Below are 16,791 nucleotides of genomic sequence, written 5' to 3' on the forward strand. Positions count from 1 at the left end.
ATTCCGTAGCGCAGAATTGTCGAAGGTGCTGTCATTGCTTCACTGTGTGTCTGGGCGAAGTGGATCCGCTCGCCGATACCTCGGCGACGTCATCGCTCTCGTCGCTTTCCAAGATGTATTTCTCAGGGATCTCGTTGAAGCGCATGACGGTTCCGCCGTGCGTCGCCGTGAACGACCGGGCGGCCTTTTCATCGGAGAAGGGCACCGCTTCCTTGCCGCCCATGCCGGCGTTGTAGTCGCTGCCGATCGCGAACCAGGCATCGTGCGCCTCGACCCAGGCTCCTGCTTCAGGGCGATCCCAGTTCCTGGCCTTCGCCATGTCATTGACGTAGATGGCAACGACGTCCTTCGGCTCCCCGCGGAGCATCGAAAAGGCGACTGCGTCGCGAACGGACGAGAACCAAAGCGGCTCGGATTTGCCGGCACGGAAGGCCTGCGCCTTCGGACCGCCATGTTCGAGCAGACCCATCGAACAGAAGTAGGCGACCGATGTGGCCGCCGGCTCCTGCGGTGGCGGCTTGGGCAAGCCGGCGGTGTCCTGATTGCAGCCGGCGAGCAGTAAGGACAGGACAGCGGCAACAAGCATGCCGACAATTTTTACGCGCATCATGGCTCCTTCCTCGAAAAGACGAAGGCGGCGAGGGCAAGGGGAACCGCCACCCAGGTCGCCAGCGCCGTGAGCAGCACGGCGCGACCGAACTGCATCTGCTCGGCAAGGCCGGCCATTCCGGCGAATACGCTGGTCTCTGACAGCCCGGCCAGGTTGAGGAGCCGGAAGATGTCCGCGGGATCGAGCAGCAGCAGCCAGTTGAAGGCGGCGGCGCTGATCGTCCGGCCCTGATCCGAGACGAGCAGGCCGAGGAGCGCCATGTCATAGAGAAGGACCAGAAGCAGCCAGATGCCGACGGCAAGGCCTGCCGCGGTCGCGCGCTCACGCACGGTCGCGCTGATCAGGTATCCCAGCGCAACGAAGACCGCGCCGAGCAGGACCGACGAGCCAACCATCCACGCGAAGCTGCGGAGGCTGTCGGCATCGAATTCGCCCGCCGCGAGGGTGAGGGCTGCCCCGGCGGCGCCGTAGCCGAGCACGGTCGCCACCGCCAGGATCGAGAGGTGCCCGAGGAACTTGCCGACGAGGATCTGCCAGCGCGAGAGCGGATAGGAAAGGAGAAGGAGCATCGTGCCGCGATCACGTTCCCCGACGATTGCATCGTGGGAAAGGAGGAGCGCGATCAGCGGAACCAGGAAGATCGTCAGGCTCGACAGGCTGACGACCGTGACTTCGAGCGGGCTTGCGCCGACGACGCCCGTGGGCGCGCTGCCGAGAAACGCAAGCGTCAGCGCCAGGCCGGCCATCAGCAGGACGGCGCCAAGGGCCCAGCGATTGCGCAGGCCGTCGCGTATCTCGCGGCCAGCGATCGTTGCTATGGCATTCATTCCGCGGCCTCCCGTGTAAGCTCGTCGCAAAGATCGACCAATGTCGGCGGCATCATTTCGATGTCAGAGACGCCTTCCAGTAGCGAGACGCTGCGGATCGCTTCGACCTTGCCGTCGTCGGCGCAGGTGAGCTCGAAGCGCAGATCGTCAAGCCACTGCACGCTGCGCCGGGCGGTGAATTCCCGCGCCGCATTCCCGTTGACGACGTGCACCCGTATGCGAAGCGGCAGGTCCGCCTGGCGACGAAGTTCCGGAAGCGCGCCGCATGCGACCATGCGGCCGGCCTTCATGATGGCGATGCGGTCGGCCTGCTCGATGTCGCTGAGCGCGTGCGAGGAAAGCAGCAGCGTCGCACCGGCATCGCGCAGCTCGGCCATGACGCCGTAGAACATCTGGCGCGACTCGATGTCGAGGCCTGTTGTCGGTTCGTCGAGGAAGAGGACGCGCGGCTCGCCCAGCAGCGCCTGCGCCAATCCGAGGCGCTGGCGCATGCCCTTCGAATAGGTGCCGACGCGCCGGCGCGCGGCGGCGGCGAGCCCCACACGTTCCAGGAGCTGGTCGGTGATCGCAACCGGCACTTGCTTGAGACGCGCGTAGAAACGCAGCACCTCGCGGCCGGTCATGGCCGGAGAGAAGGCGACGTTCTCGGGCAGGAAGCCGATCCTGCGGCGGAATGCCATGGCCTGGCGCCCAGCAGGGTTCTCGCCAAGCAGCGTGATGCGTCCTGCGGTCGGCGTGAGCAGGCCGAGCGCCATCTTGACCAGCGTGCTCTTGCCGGCTCCGTTGTGCCCGACTATGGCAACGCACTCGCCCGGCGCGACCGAGAGATCCACGTCGCGCACGACATAGGTTTCCCCGTAGCGCTTCGACACGCCTTCCATGAAGATCGTCGGCGACATGGTCATGGCTTCACCTCCTGCGCGGGCGGGACGGGCGCCATCAGCGGCGCGCTGTCGATGACGCCTCCCGGATGGAGCGCGGGGAATTCCGCTTGAGCCCAGCGGATGACCTGCACGGCCGGGCTGTTGATGAGGAGCTTGGCCGTCGGATAGGTCCACACGACCTTGTCGAAGATGTCGTTCGGACGGTAGGCGGTATCGGCGATGCCGTCGCCATTGAGGTCGAACGCCGGATTGTCGCTCCAGTAATTGCCGCGCCCGTCCGCCGACCAGTCGAGCGATCGTGTCCCCACATACACGACCTGCGAACGGTTATGGACGAAGGCATTGCCGGTCATCCGGTTGCGCTCCGAACCCGCGGTGAAATGGATGCCGATGGCGCAGTCCTCGAACCGGTTGTCGGCGAACAGATTCTTGTTGGCGTTGTAGATGAAGACGCACTGGTCGCTCCGCCGCACCACATTGCCTTCGATGTCCGCGTCGTTGGCGTAGTTGAGCAGAAGGCCGTGATCGCCATCGTCTTCCGACAGGTTGCGGCGGATCGCCAAGCGGCTCGAATACATGATGACGTAGCCGTCATGATTGCCGCGCGAGACGTTGTCGCTGACCTCGCTGTCGTTCGTGTACATGTAGTGGACGGCGAAGCGGACGTTCTCGATACGGTTGCCGCGAAAGGCGTTGTTGCGGCTGGCGTTGGTGAAGATGCCGTCGCGTCCGCCCGTGATGTAGTTGCCAACGACCTGCGCCCCCGGCGCGTTCCAGACGTAGACGCCGTTGCCGAGCTCGTTGGTCCTGAGATCGGTCCGCCCGACGATGCGGTTGTTCCGCACGATCGCATTGGCGGCACCATGAACATAGACGCCGACCAGGCTGTTCTCGATCCGGCTATGCTCGACGATCGCGCCTGCGGCGCTGTCGTCGAGAAAGACCGCCGCATCCAAGGGATCGTCGATGCCGGAATTGCGTATCGTGAGGCCGCGCATGACGACGTTCGGGGCGACTACCTCGATGGTGCGGCCCCGACCCTGCCCGTCGAGCACGGCGCCCGGCTCGGCCTCGATGGTGAGGGCGTGATCGATCCGGATAGGGCCTTGGTACACGCCGGCGACGAGCCTCAGCCTATCGCCGGAATGCGAGGCGGCAATCGCCTGCCGAAGACCGTCACCTCCCGCGGGGACGGTGACGGTTTCTGCCCGCCCCACCCCAGGGTGGAGGAAGGCGCAGGCGGCGATGAGGGCCGCCGCAACTGCGCTCCTGCTATGCCGGTGCCGGATCATGCCGGCTGAGGCTCCACGATCATGCGCCCGGCCATTTCCATGTGCAGGGCATGGCAGAACCACTGGCAATAGTACCAGTGGACGCCTGGACGATCGGCGACGAAGGTCACGGACGCGGTCTGCTGTGGCCCGATCTCCATTGCAACGCCGTGGCGCACCATGGTGAAGCCGTGGGTCAAGTCCTCGACATCGTCCATGTTGGTCACGGTGATGGTGACCTCGTCGCCCTGCTTCACCGTGAACTTGTCGAGACTGTAGGCCGGCGCGACCGAGTGCATGTAGACGCGCACCTTGTTGCCGTCGCGGATGACGTCGGCGGCTTCCTCGAGCTTGACCCCATCCTTCGCCGCCTGCTGGCGCGCTTCCTCCCACATTGGGTCGTCGCGCTTCCACACAATCTCGGGCCTGACCTTGGAGCGGTGGACCAGGCAGATGTCGTGCGGCTCCGCGAAGCTCGGCCCGTCATGGACAAGGCGCATCTCGTCGCCCGAGATATCGATCAGCTGGTCGTTCTCCGGATGCAGCGGTCCCACCGGCAGGAAGCGGTCCTTGGAGAACTTGTTGAGCGACATCAGCCATTTGCCGTCCGCCTCCTTGGTCTCGCCCATGGAGGTGTGGTTGTGGCCCGGCTGATAGTGGACATCGATTTTCTGGATGATCGGGTCGAGCTTGGCGCCGCCGTAGGCCTGGATCGCCTTGTCGAGGTTCCATTTTACGACCTGACTGTCGAGGAACAGCGTGGTGTAGGCGTTGCCCTTGCCGTCGAATGCCGTATGGAGCGGTCCGAGTCCCAGCTCAGGCTCGGCGACGACGACGTCGCGCGGCTTGATCTTGTCGTCGAACAGGTCGTCGAAGCGGCGCACGTCGAGAAGCGTGACGGTCGGCGAAAGCTTGCCGGCGATCGCGACATGGATGCCGTCGGGCGCCGCGTTGCAGCCATGTGGATTGTTGCCGGCCGGGACGTAGCGCGTGTAACGCGAGCCGTGCCGCCCATCGACCACCGGAACGCCGTTGATCTCCTTGTAGTCGCCTTTCTTGACCGCGTCCTCGATGCGCTTGATGTTGAAGATCACCACCCAGTCGCGATCCGCGGACGTCATGTCGGCGAGCGTTACGCCCCGTTCCGAGTTATAGCAGGTCGAGAACGCGTACTTGCCCTGGTAGTCGGCGTCGGTGTTGTCGAGATTGCCGTCGACCAGCACTTGCCAGGCGATCTTCATGGCATCGCCGTCGATCGCCGTAAAGACCGACCAGTACTGCTTGGGATCGTCGAGGACCTTGCCGTCGTTCGGGATCGGGATGATGTGCTCGCTGTTGGCGAACACGTAACCGGTCCGCGGAAACTTCTGCGGGCGCAGCCCGTGAATGTCCGACGCGTTCGGGATCTCAAGGATCTTGTCGCACTTCATCACGTCGCAACGGATGCGTGCGACACGGCAATTGGCCTTGTCGTTGACGAACAGGTACCGTCCGTCATAGGTGCCGTCCGTGAAGGACATATGCGGGTGGTGCAGGTCGCCATTGAGGTAGACGCCGCCGCGCTTGGCAAGAAACTCCTGCGTGGTCGGCATCAGGCCTTCCGTCATGATCTTCCGGCTCTCGTTGGTGAGACCCCAGCCGGTGGCGCTGCAGCGATTGAACACCGGAATGCGCATCAGCTCGCGCATCGAAGGCAAGCCGATGACACGAACCTCGCCGCACTGGCCGCTCGAGCTGAAGCCGTAATATTCGTCGAGATCGCCCGGTCGGATCTCGCCGGTCGCCTCCTTGGCGTGGGCAGGCCTGGTGAACCCTGCAACGCCGACGGCTCCGCCACCGGCTGCGCTCGCCAGGCCGGCCAATATGGCGGCCTTGCCGCTTCCGGCCAGAAGCTTGCGGCGGCTTACTCCAGCTTCGTCCGGTCTATCATCGTCTTTCATTGGTTCTCTCCTTCAGTTGACGCGGCCTGGCTGGCCGCAGGCTTCCATTCCACGGATGGTTCGCGACCGTTGACGGTCACCAGGACCCTCGGCTTGCGCTTGGGCTCCGGCACCATCGACGACGACTGCAGGGCCAGGAACTTCTCACGCTTGATGCGTTTCTGGATCACCACCGGACAGCGCTGGTCGTCGTGGTAGAGCACCTGGCAGTTGAGGCATTGGATGCATTCGTTGGGATTGATTGTCCCCTCCGGATGGATCGCCTGGACGGGACAATCATTGGAGCAGCGCTGGCAGGGCGAACCGCATTCCTTGTAACGTTTCAGCCAGTCGAACATGCGCACACGGGCCGGGATGGCCAGCGCGCCGCCGAGCGCGCAAAGGTAGCGGCAGTAGAAGCGTTCGATGAAAAGGCTGGGCGCGAGGCAGCCGACGGCGAACAGGACGAACCACCACTCGCGGGCGAAATGCAGGATGATCGCGGTCTTGAAGGGCTCCACTTCGGCCGCTTCTTCGGCGAGGCCGAGCGAGCCGAAGGACAGGCCGAACAACGCGAGGAAGATGATGTATTTGAACGGCCACAGGCGCTGGTTGAGCCAGAACGGCACGCGGACCTGCGGAATGTGCGCCCAGCGCGCCAGCCGGTTCGTCCACTCCTGCAGCGCGCCGAACGGGCAGAGCCAGCCGCAATAGGCGCCGCGGCCCCAGAACAGCAGCGCAGCGGCGACCGACGACCACAGGATGAAGATCAGCGGGTCGCGCAGGAAATAGTCCCAACGGAAGTCGCCGCGCAGCGAATTGAAGAATGTGAGGATGTTCACGACCGACAGCTGCGCGTGCTCGTACCAGCCGAGCCAGAACAGAGTGAAGGCGAGGTAGCCCAGCCGGATGCGCTCATAGGCGCGCGGCCATTTGACGAGGAAATCCTGGAAGAAGAAGATGCCGGTGAGCACGCCGATGGCGGCGAGCATGATGGCGATGTCGAACTTCCGCGCTTGCCACATCCGCTGCCAGAGCGGCGGCTCGTCGTCCTCGGCTGCCGTCGGTTGCTCGGCAGCCGACGCCGGTGCGCTCGTCACCGTCGGCGCAACTGCCGCCGACGACGAAACAGGCGCGGTGAGGTACTTGTCGGGGGTCGAGTAGTCGAGCCCAGTCGTGACGAACGCCTTGTCGAGCGCACCGGTCGCCCGCTGCACCAGGAGTTGGAACCGCCAGGGCGCGCCGGGATCGAGATTCGAACCGTCGGGCGTGACGAAGACACCGATCTCGGGAAAGTCCGGCGCGCCTTCGGCAGCCACCGAACCGATCCGCCGATAGTTGCGATCGCGGAACCGAATACTGCTCTCGCTCTGGATCAGCTCGATGCGATCGAAGATGCCGCCGCGCACGTAACCGGAGCCGCGAAAGGAATACGGCCCGTCGCCGGCGACGAGGATCGCCTGCTGGCCGGGCTTCAGGTCCTGGCGAAGGCGCTCATACTCGGCATCGCCGAGCAGCGATCGGCCGATCGTCGGCACGCTTGCCAGCGCAACATAGACGTCGACGAAGGAGGCGTTGGGGTCGCCCGCCTGCGGGCGGGCGACCGCTGCGGCGTTGCCCGTCCGCTGAAACAGATCATCGAGCTCCTTGTTTGTGATCGCAAGCCCGCGCACCGATCCGTCGCCGAGCAAGGCTTGCCAGGTCTCGACCGTGCTCTTGGTCTGATCGATTGTGCGGTGGACGGTCTGAGGAGCGGTATTCGCAGCACCGCCGCCCAGGCTGCGCGACCGCGCGATCTTGATCGCGGACTGGGTCATGCTGTCGGCGATGACCATCATCGTGACCGTTGCGCCGCTGACGATGTCGACCGGCATGCGGCTCGCGTCGCTCGAATCGAGGACACGGCGGCCGACGAAGCCGTCGATGTAATGCTCGATCTTGGCCAGAGGAATTCCGACCAGAACGATCGGCTCGTGATGCTCGACTAGCTTTGCGCCGGTGATCTTGCCGTCGAGGTCGATGCCGACAACGATGTTGATGGGTTTGCCGGAATAGCCGGTCGAATCGACGATGTCGTTTGTGAGGAAGGCATAGCCGACGAGCTGGCCACCCTTGAGTAGCTTCGCCGCAGGCGGATTGCCCTCGACCTGGCCGCAGCTGTCGGCCGCGGGATCGATGTCGGATGCCTTGATCCGGCCGAGAAACTCGACGAGTCGCCCGGACGCATTGGCTTCGGCCTGCGGCAACAGGAGGGCAAGCACGAGGAAGAAAGAAGCCAGGAAACCCAGGCCCGCCGATTTCCATCCGAATTCGAAATCTGGTTTCATTTCCACGGCCGGCCGTCTGCACCAAAGCCCGATCGCTCGTTGATCGGACGCGCGCTACCCTTAGATGATCGCGCCGGCGGCTCTTTGATTTAAGACAAACTCAAATGGCACCAGTCGATGTCACATTGGCGCTCATTCCTCGAGGAGGCGCGCGCTCATGAAGCGGCTAAGAACCCAATGTGCAGTTGCGCGATGTTCCGCCGCTTCTTGGCCTGGCGACGGCCATGGAGGATACCGCGGTACGGCGCTACCAAAGGCTCGCGGCCCATGTGGAACGGCTGAACGAGCGTGAGGTTGCCGGAACATTCAGCGCGCTTGTCGAGGAGCAGCGCGACCATGTCGAAGAAATAGCCCGCCGCTCCAGTCAGTAGACGGGCCGCCGACGGCACAGGCCGATCCGCGCGGTCTGCCTTCCGAAATCTCTCGATCATGGGACGAAGCGGAGGCCGGCGCGCTGCTCACCCCGTACCGGGCCCTCGGCGTCGCGGTGGACAACGAAATGCTGGCTTCGCCTTCTATTCCTATGTCGCGGCGCAAAGCGACGATGCGGCAGTCCTCGCGACGGCGGAGTGTCTCGCCGGAAAGGCGCTCGATCACGCGGCCACGCTGCGCGGGGAACGGCGTCGCGCCTGTCGGCGCGAAGGCGCCAGGCACGCCCGCGATGGGAGGCCAATACTCGACGCCTCGTCACTGCCGGAGTTCGCGCGACAGAGCCTACGGCTAGAGTCGCGTGCGGCCGCCATCCATCGTCGGATTGCTGCACGGCTTGCTTTTGGGCGAGAATGCCGCCTCCAAGACGATCGCCGAGGTTGCCGAGCGGGAGCGCGGGCGGGCCTCAAGCCGCCGACGGAACTGTCGAAGCAGCGAGAGCAGGCGTTGCACGAGCTGCCAAGCCCTTGCCGCTTCTGCGCGCCGCGCTCGCCGAGGTCGAACGGCTGCACCAGGCCTATCTCGATCTCGCCGACCACACGCGACGAACAGGTGCTGGCCGCGGCCCAACAAGCGGCGGATCGAACCATGCAGAGCCTCGCGGCCATTGCCCTCGGCTGATGCAGCGAAACGTCAGTGCGGGCGCACTATTGGCCGATCTGTTTGAACAGCTCCTCGAAAGCCTTCTTGGCCTTGCCGGGCTGATTGACAGATTCGGCAGCCTTCAGATTGCTGCTCGGATCGCCGACCACGACGAGGGCGACCATGCCCATGCCGTAGTGGGGATTGCACTTGATGCCGTAGACGCCGGGCTTGGTGAATGTGACCGAGACATCCTTGTTCATCTCGCCTTTGAACGGCTGGGCGCCGTCCGGCAGCATACCGGGAATGGATTCGACATCATGGCCCTTGTCCTTGGCGACGAAATGGACGGTGTCGCCGGGCGCTACCTTGAGAAAGGACGGCTCGAGCTGAAACATCCCGTGCTTACCCATGTTCATCATGTTGACCTCAACCTCGGCGGTATGAGCAGCACCAACCGCTATCAGAGTGGCCGTCGCAACCGACAGCGCGAGTTTCATCGAACGCATTTTCTTCCGTGTCCTTGTTTATCTGACGAGATCACTGATGATCGATCCACGTCGGTCTATAAGACGACGCTCGCAGGCGGACTTTGCGCTAGCTCAAATTTGGAACCGGTTGCCCCGAAATTGCGTGGACTTGTTCACCACGCCGTCCATTGCAGCCGAGCGTCGCCAGTCTATCCTCAAGAAGCGCTATTCCGGCGCTCGTTCAGACGCGACAGCTTGGGCCTACCGGCAAACAGAACCGCAAAGCCGATGAAGGCGGCAGCCCAGAACGCGGTGGATTCCTTTTCTCACGAAGCGACCAGCTGCTGCTGCGCTCTTGCAGGCCCAACAATTTTCGTGCTCGGCAACTCGAGCTCAATGCCAGCAAGCGCCTATCGACTGAGTCCGAGCACTCATGGGTCAAGGATACCGAAACCGTTTCCTGATCGCCAACAAGGCGGTTGCAGCGGACCATGGCAGGCGAGATGATCGACCTCAAAGCTTTCGATCTGCACGCCCCCGAGCTCGCACGGCAATTCCGCGCCAGTGAGCAAGATCTGCCGCGCAGCGGCCAGCCGCCGTCAAGCGCCGGCGCCGGATCAAGCCGGCGCTGAGCGTGTGGCGGCCTTTAGGGAGTACAAGGCAGACGTCGATTCCGGCAGATATCCTGGCTACGAGCACACAGTTCCGATTGGAGACGCCGAGTTCGACAGCTTAGTTCGACAGCTTCATGCAAACAGCCAAAGGGTGACAATCATGCGTGCGGGACTATCTGATCCCTCACGAGCGGGCGTCCGACAAATAATAGCCCGCAACACCGAGGCGCCAACGCTCGCCGAACTCAAAATGCTTGTTGCCAAGAGGGAGCTCATCCTTCCGGCAAAGTTGGAAGAGGTCGCCCGTGTGATGTTTGTAGAGCCCGACTACGTCGCCTTCGAGAATTCCGCCTCGATCGCACGTCGATGCAACGTGTCAACGACAGCCTTATCTCGCCTCGCTCCACGCCTTGGCTTCAGGTCGTTCAAAGAAATGCAGAACTGCTTTCGAAATCATATTCTTGATCGAACGGCCCGCGAAAGCTGAGTTGATAACACGGGTACATAGACCGCGTCTTGTGCAGGCATGCGACCCAAAGTTCAGCTTTCTAACCCGGTGCTCCAGAAGCCTACTTTCGCTCAACCATGGCAGCGAAGCCTGAACTGGCGGCTCGACGAGTGTGGGGAAAGACGGTCGCGCTCCCGCTACCATCTCTCACATCTTTTGCTTTCGTGCTCGCGGTCAGCCCTTGCGTTCCTGCAGGATGTTGCCGCCATCCACGATGAGGACAGCGCCGTTGACGTAGCTCGCTCCATCGGATGCCAGGAACAACACGGCGGCCGCGACTTCTCCGGGGCTGCCGGCACGGCCGAGCGGCGTGTTCCGGGCGGCGGCAAGTTCCTCCGGCGTCGAGGCGCCTGTCGCGATCCAGCCTGGCGCCACGGCGTTGACCGTGACGCCGCTGCGGCCGACCTCCAGGGCAAGCGCGTGCGTCAGCCCGATCATGCCGGCCTTGGCCGCCGAATAGGCGGCCTCGCCTTCATTGGAGACGTAAGGCCCGGTCACCGAGGCCATGTTGACGACGCGCCCGTGGCCGCGTTGCACCATGCCGGCCAGAAATCCGCGCGTGCTCAAGAAGGCGGTTTTCAGGCTGACGTCGATGCCGCGGTCCCACTCGCTTTCGCTGAGATCGAGAAATCGCCGCTGCAGCGCCGGCTGGGCAACAGTACCCATCCCGGCATTGTTGACGAGGATGTCGATCTCGCCGGCGTCGGAACATAGACGCTCGACATCGCCAGAAAGCGTCAGGTCGGCCATCAAGGCGCGGACATCCAGCCCATCCGCCCGCAGTTCCTCTGCCCGCTGTTCGACCCGCGCGGACGAAGCGGTGATGACGACCGAGAGACCGGCCTCGCCCAGCGCCCGCGCGGTCGCGATGCCGATGCCATCGGCGGCGCCCGCGCCGGTCACCAGCGCCTTGCGGGATTTGCGAAACACGATCATTTCCTCTCCAGAGCAATTCCAGCAAAAGTGCGTAGCGGTTTCGGCCCGGAATTGCGCAAAAACAAAGACTTAGAGCGGTTCGGCGATTCTGTGAAGCGCTGAACCGCTTTAGGACGCAAGCGCCGACATATCGACGCGGGAAATTTACCAGCGATGAAACCGATCCCCGGCTCAATAGCCGGCGCTGACGCCGAAATCGATCGAAAGCGCGGCTCCGGTGATCGGCGCCGCGCCCGGCTGGCAAAGATAGTGGATGAAGGACGCAATCTCTTCCGCCTGGATGGACCTTGCTTTGTCCCCTTGCGGGTAGTGCCCCAGCAGCCGGCGCTTGTAGCCGTCGGGGTCGTCTCCGCCATAGGTCCTGGCCTGATATCCGATCATCGGCGTTGCCGTGTCGCCGGGACAAACGGCGTTGACCCTGATGCCTTGCGGGGCGAGTTCCAGGGCGAGAGCCTTGGTCAGCAGCACCAGTCCGCCCTTCGAGGCGCAATAGACGGCCGCCCCGTTGTTGCCGACGATGCCGGCGTCGGACGCGATGTTGACGATCACGCCTTGCGCCGCCGACAGATGGGAAACGGCCGCCGAGATCAGGAAGAATGCTCCCTTGAGATTGACGTCCAGCACCAGGTCCCACTGGTCTTCCTCGACCTCGCGCGCCGGTCCCTCGAGCCAGACCCCGGCGGCGTTGACGAGAATGTCCATGGCGCCGCCCCAGTCCCTGGCGTTGCCCACCACGTCGCGGCAGGCAGCGACGGAGCGGATATCGAGCGGCAAACCGATCGCATCCGCCCCCGTCACGGCAATCTTGGCCACGGCGGCGTCGAGCCTGGGGCCGGGAAGATCGGCAAGCGCGATCCGCTCGCCGTCAGCCGCGAAGCGCAGCCCGGTCGCAAGACCCATGCCCCCGGCGGCGCCGGCGATCAGGACCGTCCTGCCAGCCATTCGATAACCTCCGCGAAACGCAGCGCCGGACGCGGCAAACCATGTGCCTAAACCATGTGATTGGGTGATGTCGCATGGACCAGTCCGACAAAACAATGGTCTCGGCAGCGTCGGCCGTGCCGCGCGCGATCACCCCAATTCAAGCGTCGTGATGCCGAAGACCGTCGACGAGGCGTTATCGGGCTTGCCGCCCTTGTACATGCGTGTCGTCGTGAAGCCCGCAACCATGCCGGCGGCCTGAAGCATGGCGGTGAATGCACCCTGGCTGGCTGGCACGTCGATATGCAATGCCTCATCGCCGATCCTGCCCGAGAACTCCGCCACCAGTGCCAGGGCCAGCTCCGTCCCGTCGGCGAACAGCGGCCCGACCTTGAAACCTTCATGGCATCGACGCGCCACGCCATAGCCGGCAATCCCGGCCGGTCCGGCTAAGAGCAGCGCGATCCTTGGCTGTCGCAGCCACTCCCGAAGGAAGGCTTCCCGCGGTGCGGGGAAGCACTGCCGATCGTAGGCAAATATCTCCGCTATGTCGGCGGCCGTCACGGGCCGTATGTCGCCGCCGTCAGGCAATCCGGCGGGGCGACCGCTGTGGCGCACGGTCTCATAGGCAGGCACGAAGCCCATGCGCTGGTAGTTGGCCCGCTGCTCGGCCACACCATCGAGACCGATGACGCGGTTGGCGAGGCGCGCCATGCCGGCGTCCCAGACCGCCTTGCCGTGGCCTTCGCCACGCCGGTCGGGCCGGCAAATGTAGAGGCCGATGAAGCCGAAGCCCGAGCCGTATGCGACGGCCGAAATTCCGGCCACCATCTCGCCGCCGACGAAGGCGCCGATGAACCCCTCCGGATCAGCCGTCCGCAGCGCGGCGGCATCGCCGATACCTGGATTCCAGCCCTCCCCCGTCGCCCAGTCGACGAGCATTTCCACTTCGCTGGCGGTCAGGCTCCGGATTGTTCTCGGCATCGTTTCACTCTGCGGCGGCGACCGCGCCATGGTCAGGCATCCGCCGGCAGGATAGGCCGCCATCGGTGGGCTGCAAAGCCAGGTTACCTTGCCATCACCGGCAGATTGTTGACCCGCGCAGTCGCGGTGGTCGCATCGGCGGTATGCGCATCGCCAGCGGCAACTCTCTCATCGTTGTTCCAAAGGGCAACTGGACACAACCGGCGAAGACTGGGAATCTTCATTTGTCGTTGCTTGGAATCGCATGGAGTACCGCAGGAATGCCGCTGAGTGCCGCAGAGATCGCCCGTCATCCGGCAGCGCTTCGCGGAGTCCAGGAGCAGGCTCGGGCGCTCATCCATATTTATGAAACAAGCCCGCGGCTTGCCGCCGTATTTGCCACCCAGCAGCGCTGGCTGCTCGGTCATGTCGGCCTGGCTCTGCATTTCCGGCGCGATCCCAACGACCGCCGCACCGAAATGACGATAGCGCGTTTCATCGAGGTCGTGCGCCACAACTCCGTGGCCAGCCGCAACACCGCCGAGGCTTTCGTCAAGGAGATGCTGCACTACAACATTGCCGAATATATTTCGGCCAGCGGTGATGGCCGTGCCCACCCCTTGCGAGTCACGGAGGATACCATCGAGACTTTCACCGGCTGGATTTATGCGCATCTGAGAACGCTCGACCTTATAGATGGCGGAAACCGGCTGGAAAACTTCCTCGAGCGACCCGAGATGCTGCCCACCCTGCAGCCGTTGATCGCCGACGGATTGCTGACCAGCGACCGCGTGCGGGAACCCGGACAGACTTTTTCGTTATTTATCTGGCTAAATAACGGCGGCATCGTCATGGACTGGCTGATGTCCGGTATCGATCCTGAGGACGCCCATCTCGACAGGATACCGACCAGCGTCATTTCGGTCAGTGAATTCGCGCATTGGCTGAAGCTCTCGCGCACCCATCTGGCGCGGAAACTCCATGATGCCGAAGCGCTTGGCAGCATCGGCTGGGTCGGCCAGCGCGGCCATTCCGTGATGTGGGTCTCGCGGCAATTCTTCGACGAATACATGGCCGTCCAGGCGTCCAAGCTCGCGGTCGTCGACGCAGCTTTCGAAGCTTGTTTTTACAACAAAGCCGCGAGCTGAGCCCACAGCAGGCCGCGTCTCAGGCCCTGTCGGCAAAAACCTACGGTTGCACTGGCGGGCGCCTGCCAAAACTGCTATTCGCATCGCGATATTGCGATATTTGGCCGAGTCTGGGGGGATGGCGCTGAACTTCGAAGAGATTGCGGCCCACCCCGCGCTGCGCGCTTGTATCCAGGCACAGGCGCGGGCGATGCAGCAGGCCTATGAAGGAAACCCGCGGGCGTCCGCGGTCTTCGCCACCCAGCAGCGCTGGTTGATGGCCCATATCGGTCTTGCCCTGCATTTCCGCAGGGATCCCGGCGACTACCGAAAGGAACTGACGGCGGCGCGTTTTGTCGACGTCACCGTTCAGCATGCGGTGGCAAGCCGAAACACGGCTCATGCCTTCATCAAGGAAATGCAGCACTATAATTTCATCGAGGTTGGGCCGGCGGGCGACGACGGCCGCATTCGGCCCCTGCAACTGCCCGCCGTGATGACCTTGGAGCCGTTGATCGGCTGGATTCATATCCATCTGAGCACGCTTGATGCTCTTGACGGCGCCAAGCGGCTGGAAACATTTCAGGCAAGGCCGCAAATGCTGGCCAAGTTGCAGCCGCTGATCGCGGACGGCCTGATTTCCTCCGGACCGGTGCGCGAGCCGCAACAGACTTTTTCGCTGTTCACCTGGCTCAACAATGGCGGCGTCGTCATGGACTGGCTGATCGCCGGCGTCGACCCCGAAAATGCCGGCCAGGAGCGCATCCCGACCGGCGTCCTTTCGATCGGCGACTTCGCAAGGTGGCTGAAGCTGTCGCGCACCCATCTCTCGCGCAAGCTGCGCGACGCCGAGGCGCTCGGCAGCGTCGGCTGGCTCGGGCGGCGCGGCCATTCCGTCATGTGGATCTCGAACGAGTTCTACGGCGAATATGTCACCGCGCAGGCGGTCAAGCTCGCCATCATCGACGCCGCCTTCGCCGCCAGCGTGAAGCACGCGACCGACTGAGCGTCTTCTCGCTTCTCTATCCGGCTTTCAGGATGGCCGAAAAACGTGGATCGAAAGCCCGGCTGATCGGCTCGGCCGCAGCGCCCACGGCGATCGCCCAGGGATCCGTGGTGCCGAGTTGCAACCGTGGCAGGCGCCGGACGGGACGATCCGCAATCGACGGCAGCAGCGGATGCATGGCCTGAAGCAGAAGCCGGGCCAGCGCCTCCGGTGCGCTGCTGGTGAGGATGACGGTCTGCGGATCGAAGATCGTTTCGATCAGATGAACGCACCAGCGCAGGTCGGACGCTGCTCTTTCGACCCAGCTCATGACCCTCGGGTCTTGCGCAAGCGCCAGCGTGCCGAGTTTCTCGCAAAGCCTCCTCTCGGTGGGGTCGAGACCGAGATGCTGGTAGAGCGAGGCGAGCGAGGCGCGATGCTCCAATGGCGTCGAGCCGGGACCGGCCGGCGAAAGCAGCGCCATGCCGACCTCGCCCGCATTGCCGTTGCCGCCGCTATAGAGTTCGCCGTTGAGGATCAGCCCGGCGGCTATGCCGTAACCGACATAAAGGCAGACGGCGTGATCGACGCCGTGCGCGGCGCCGACGATCCGCTCCGCCGTTGCACAGGCCGCCGCATCGTTCTGCAGGCCGACATTGAGCCCGGTACCGGCCGCAAGGGCCTCCACCAGCGGAAATTGCTGCCAGGCCGGCATCATCCATTTGTTGTCGGGGCTCTTCAGCCCGAACGGCCCCGGCATGGCGACACCCAGTCCAACCAGCCGCCGCTCGGACTGGGCAAACAAAGAAGCGAGTTCGCCTCTGACGCGGTCGATCAGGCCAAGGATGATCTCGACGCCTGATGAGGGCTCGTCGAATGGCAGCCCCGCCTCGGCGCGGGCCATGACGTTGCCGACGAGGTCGACCACGACAACGCGTGTCAAATGGCGGTCGATCTGCAGCCCGATGGCAAAGGCGCCATCGGGCACCAGCCGGTAGGGTGTGGAAGGCTGCCCCCTGCCCTTGCGCACCGCATCCAGCGCCACGACCAAGCCGTCCTGCTCGAGATCCTCGATGATGTTGGAAACCGCCTGCTTGGTAAGCTGCGTTGCCCGCGCCAGGTCGGCGCGCGAAAGCGCGCCGTTGAGCCGCAGCGCTTCGATCATGATGCGGCGGTTGTGAGCGCTCGTGCCTTCCTGGTTGGTGCCGCTTTTGGCGCGGATCGGGCTGATGTCGTGCACTGTCGTTTCCCCTCTTGACTCCATTAAGGGATTGATCGACTAATTAAGTCAAGCGAATTGACTTAATAGGGGAAGCCCGGGCGGCTCTACAAAAAGACGGCAAAAGCCTCGAGCTCTCGCCGCACGCCGTTCGGGACAGATCCGGTCACACGCGATGCGAATTCGAGGAAGCGGCGCA

Annotated in this window: 15 protein-coding genes; 4 read left to right on the forward strand and 11 right to left on the reverse strand. The window is 63.8% G+C overall.

Translation table 11 applies throughout. From position 1 onward, the window contains the following. Positions 1-31: 31 nt before the first annotated feature. The 6 genes from RFM68_RS27995 to RFM68_RS28020 are packed head-to-tail and all read right to left on the reverse strand — an operon-like array spanning position 32 to position 7,838. Positions 32-610 carry a nitrous oxide reductase accessory protein NosL gene (locus RFM68_RS27995; RefSeq protein ID WP_320236249.1) on the reverse strand — a complete coding sequence of 193 codons (579 nt, stop codon included), beginning with the start codon at positions 608-610 and terminating at the stop codon, positions 32-34. Then, on the reverse strand, positions 607-1,437 hold the full coding sequence (locus tag RFM68_RS28000; protein ID WP_320236250.1) for an ABC transporter permease: 831 nt from the start codon (positions 1,435-1,437) through the stop codon (positions 607-609). Before RFM68_RS28000 ends, RFM68_RS27995 begins: the two co-directional genes overlap by 4 nt. Further along, a complete protein-coding gene (locus tag RFM68_RS28005) occupies positions 1,434-2,342 on the reverse strand; it encodes an ABC transporter ATP-binding protein (protein WP_320236251.1) in 909 nt (302 codons plus the stop codon). The genes RFM68_RS28000 and RFM68_RS28005 overlap by 4 nt, the downstream gene beginning before the upstream one ends. Next, a complete protein-coding gene (locus tag RFM68_RS28010) occupies positions 2,339-3,613 on the reverse strand; it encodes a nitrous oxide reductase family maturation protein NosD (protein WP_320236252.1) in 1,275 nt (424 codons plus the stop codon). Before RFM68_RS28010 ends, RFM68_RS28005 begins: the two co-directional genes overlap by 4 nt. Continuing rightward, positions 3,610-5,532, reverse strand: coding sequence for a TAT-dependent nitrous-oxide reductase (nosZ, locus tag RFM68_RS28015; RefSeq protein WP_320236253.1), 1,923 nt, complete (start codon positions 5,530-5,532; stop codon positions 3,610-3,612). Before nosZ ends, RFM68_RS28010 begins: the two co-directional genes overlap by 4 nt. Then, positions 5,529-7,838, reverse strand: coding sequence for a 4Fe-4S binding protein (locus RFM68_RS28020; RefSeq protein ID WP_320236254.1), 2,310 nt, complete (start codon positions 7,836-7,838; stop codon positions 5,529-5,531). Before RFM68_RS28020 ends, nosZ begins: the two co-directional genes overlap by 4 nt. Before the next feature lie 179 nt (positions 7,839-8,017). On the opposite strand from RFM68_RS28020, the gene RFM68_RS28025 reads away from it, so the two are divergent. After that, complete coding sequence (locus RFM68_RS28025; RefSeq protein WP_320236255.1) at positions 8,018-8,209, forward strand: ferritin family protein; 192 nt, start codon at positions 8,018-8,020, stop codon at positions 8,207-8,209. 705 nt (positions 8,210-8,914) lie between these two features. Here the strand turns inward: RFM68_RS28025 and RFM68_RS28030 are convergent. Continuing rightward, positions 8,915-9,358 carry a pseudoazurin gene (locus RFM68_RS28030; RefSeq protein ID WP_320236256.1) on the reverse strand — a complete coding sequence of 148 codons (444 nt, stop codon included), beginning with the start codon at positions 9,356-9,358 and terminating at the stop codon, positions 8,915-8,917. Positions 9,359-9,810: 452 nt separating this feature from the next. Here RFM68_RS28030 and RFM68_RS28035 point away from each other — a divergent pair, with 452 nt between their 5' ends. After that, positions 9,811-9,951, forward strand: coding sequence for a hypothetical protein (locus tag RFM68_RS28035; RefSeq protein ID WP_320236257.1), 141 nt, complete (start codon positions 9,811-9,813; stop codon positions 9,949-9,951). Between the two features lie 664 nt (positions 9,952-10,615). Here the strand turns inward: RFM68_RS28035 and RFM68_RS28040 are convergent. The 3 genes from RFM68_RS28040 to RFM68_RS28050 all read right to left on the reverse strand — a co-directional run bounded on the left by RFM68_RS28040 (position 10,616) and on the right by RFM68_RS28050 (position 13,282). Further along, positions 10,616-11,377: an SDR family oxidoreductase gene (locus RFM68_RS28040; protein WP_430694952.1), complete on the reverse strand. Its 762-nt coding sequence runs from the start codon at positions 11,375-11,377 to the stop codon at positions 10,616-10,618. Positions 11,378-11,548: 171 nt separating this feature from the next. Beyond that, positions 11,549-12,319 (reverse strand): SDR family NAD(P)-dependent oxidoreductase, encoded by a 771-nt coding sequence (locus tag RFM68_RS28045; RefSeq protein ID WP_320236259.1) that lies wholly within the window; start codon positions 12,317-12,319, stop codon positions 11,549-11,551. A gap of 129 nt (positions 12,320-12,448) precedes the next feature. Further along, positions 12,449-13,282: a GNAT family N-acetyltransferase gene (locus RFM68_RS28050; RefSeq protein ID WP_320236260.1), complete on the reverse strand. Its 834-nt coding sequence runs from the start codon at positions 13,280-13,282 to the stop codon at positions 12,449-12,451. 260 nt (positions 13,283-13,542) lie between these two features. On the opposite strand from RFM68_RS28050, the gene RFM68_RS28055 reads away from it, so the two are divergent. Together RFM68_RS28055 and RFM68_RS28060 are read left to right on the forward strand one after the other, a co-directional pair. After that, on the forward strand, positions 13,543-14,409 hold the full coding sequence (locus tag RFM68_RS28055; protein ID WP_320236296.1) for a hypothetical protein: 867 nt from the start codon (positions 13,543-13,545) through the stop codon (positions 14,407-14,409). A gap of 118 nt (positions 14,410-14,527) precedes the next feature. Beyond that, entirely contained in the window at positions 14,528-15,394 is an 867-nt protein-coding gene (locus RFM68_RS28060; protein WP_320236261.1) for a hypothetical protein, read from the forward strand. 16 nt (positions 15,395-15,410) lie between these two features. On the opposite strand, the gene RFM68_RS28065 is transcribed toward RFM68_RS28060, so the two are convergent. Further along, entirely contained in the window at positions 15,411-16,613 is a 1,203-nt protein-coding gene (locus RFM68_RS28065; protein ID WP_320236262.1) for an ROK family transcriptional regulator, read from the reverse strand. Positions 16,614-16,791: the final 178 nt, after the last annotated feature.

Source organism: Mesorhizobium montanum (genome assembly GCF_033977145.1).
GTDB classification, from domain to species: domain Bacteria; phylum Pseudomonadota; class Alphaproteobacteria; order Rhizobiales; family Rhizobiaceae; genus Mesorhizobium; species Mesorhizobium montanum.

Bases quoted from the DNA above. Each gene is read 5' to 3' on its own strand.
- RFM68_RS27995 (WP_320236249.1), bottom strand. From the start codon at position 610: ATGATGCGCGTAAAAATTGTCGGCATGCTTGTTGCCGCTGTCCTGTCC.
- RFM68_RS28000 (WP_320236250.1), bottom strand. From the start codon at position 1,437: ATGAATGCCATAGCAACGATCGCTGGCCGCGAGATACGCGACGGCCTG.
- RFM68_RS28005 (WP_320236251.1), bottom strand. From the start codon at position 2,342: ATGACCATGTCGCCGACGATCTTCATGGAAGGCGTGTCGAAGCGCTAC.
- RFM68_RS28010 (WP_320236252.1), bottom strand. From the start codon at position 3,613: ATGATCCGGCACCGGCATAGCAGGAGCGCAGTTGCGGCGGCCCTCATC.
- nosZ (WP_320236253.1), bottom strand. From the start codon at position 5,532: ATGAAAGACGATGATAGACCGGACGAAGCTGGAGTAAGCCGCCGCAAG.
- RFM68_RS28020 (WP_320236254.1), bottom strand. From the start codon at position 7,838: ATGAAACCAGATTTCGAATTCGGATGGAAATCGGCGGGCCTGGGTTTC.
- RFM68_RS28030 (WP_320236256.1), bottom strand. From the start codon at position 9,358: ATGCGTTCGATGAAACTCGCGCTGTCGGTTGCGACGGCCACTCTGATA.
- RFM68_RS28035 (WP_320236257.1), top strand. From the start codon at position 9,811: ATGGCAGGCGAGATGATCGACCTCAAAGCTTTCGATCTGCACGCCCCC.
- RFM68_RS28040 (WP_430694952.1), bottom strand. From the start codon at position 11,377: ATGATCGTGTTTCGCAAATCCCGCAAGGCGCTGGTGACCGGCGCGGGC.
- RFM68_RS28045 (WP_320236259.1), bottom strand. From the start codon at position 12,319: ATGGCTGGCAGGACGGTCCTGATCGCCGGCGCCGCCGGGGGCATGGGT.
- RFM68_RS28050 (WP_320236260.1), bottom strand. From the start codon at position 13,282: ATGCCGAGAACAATCCGGAGCCTGACCGCCAGCGAAGTGGAAATGCTC.
- RFM68_RS28055 (WP_320236296.1), top strand. From the start codon at position 13,543: ATGCCGCTGAGTGCCGCAGAGATCGCCCGTCATCCGGCAGCGCTTCGC.
- RFM68_RS28060 (WP_320236261.1), top strand. From the start codon at position 14,528: ATGGCGCTGAACTTCGAAGAGATTGCGGCCCACCCCGCGCTGCGCGCT.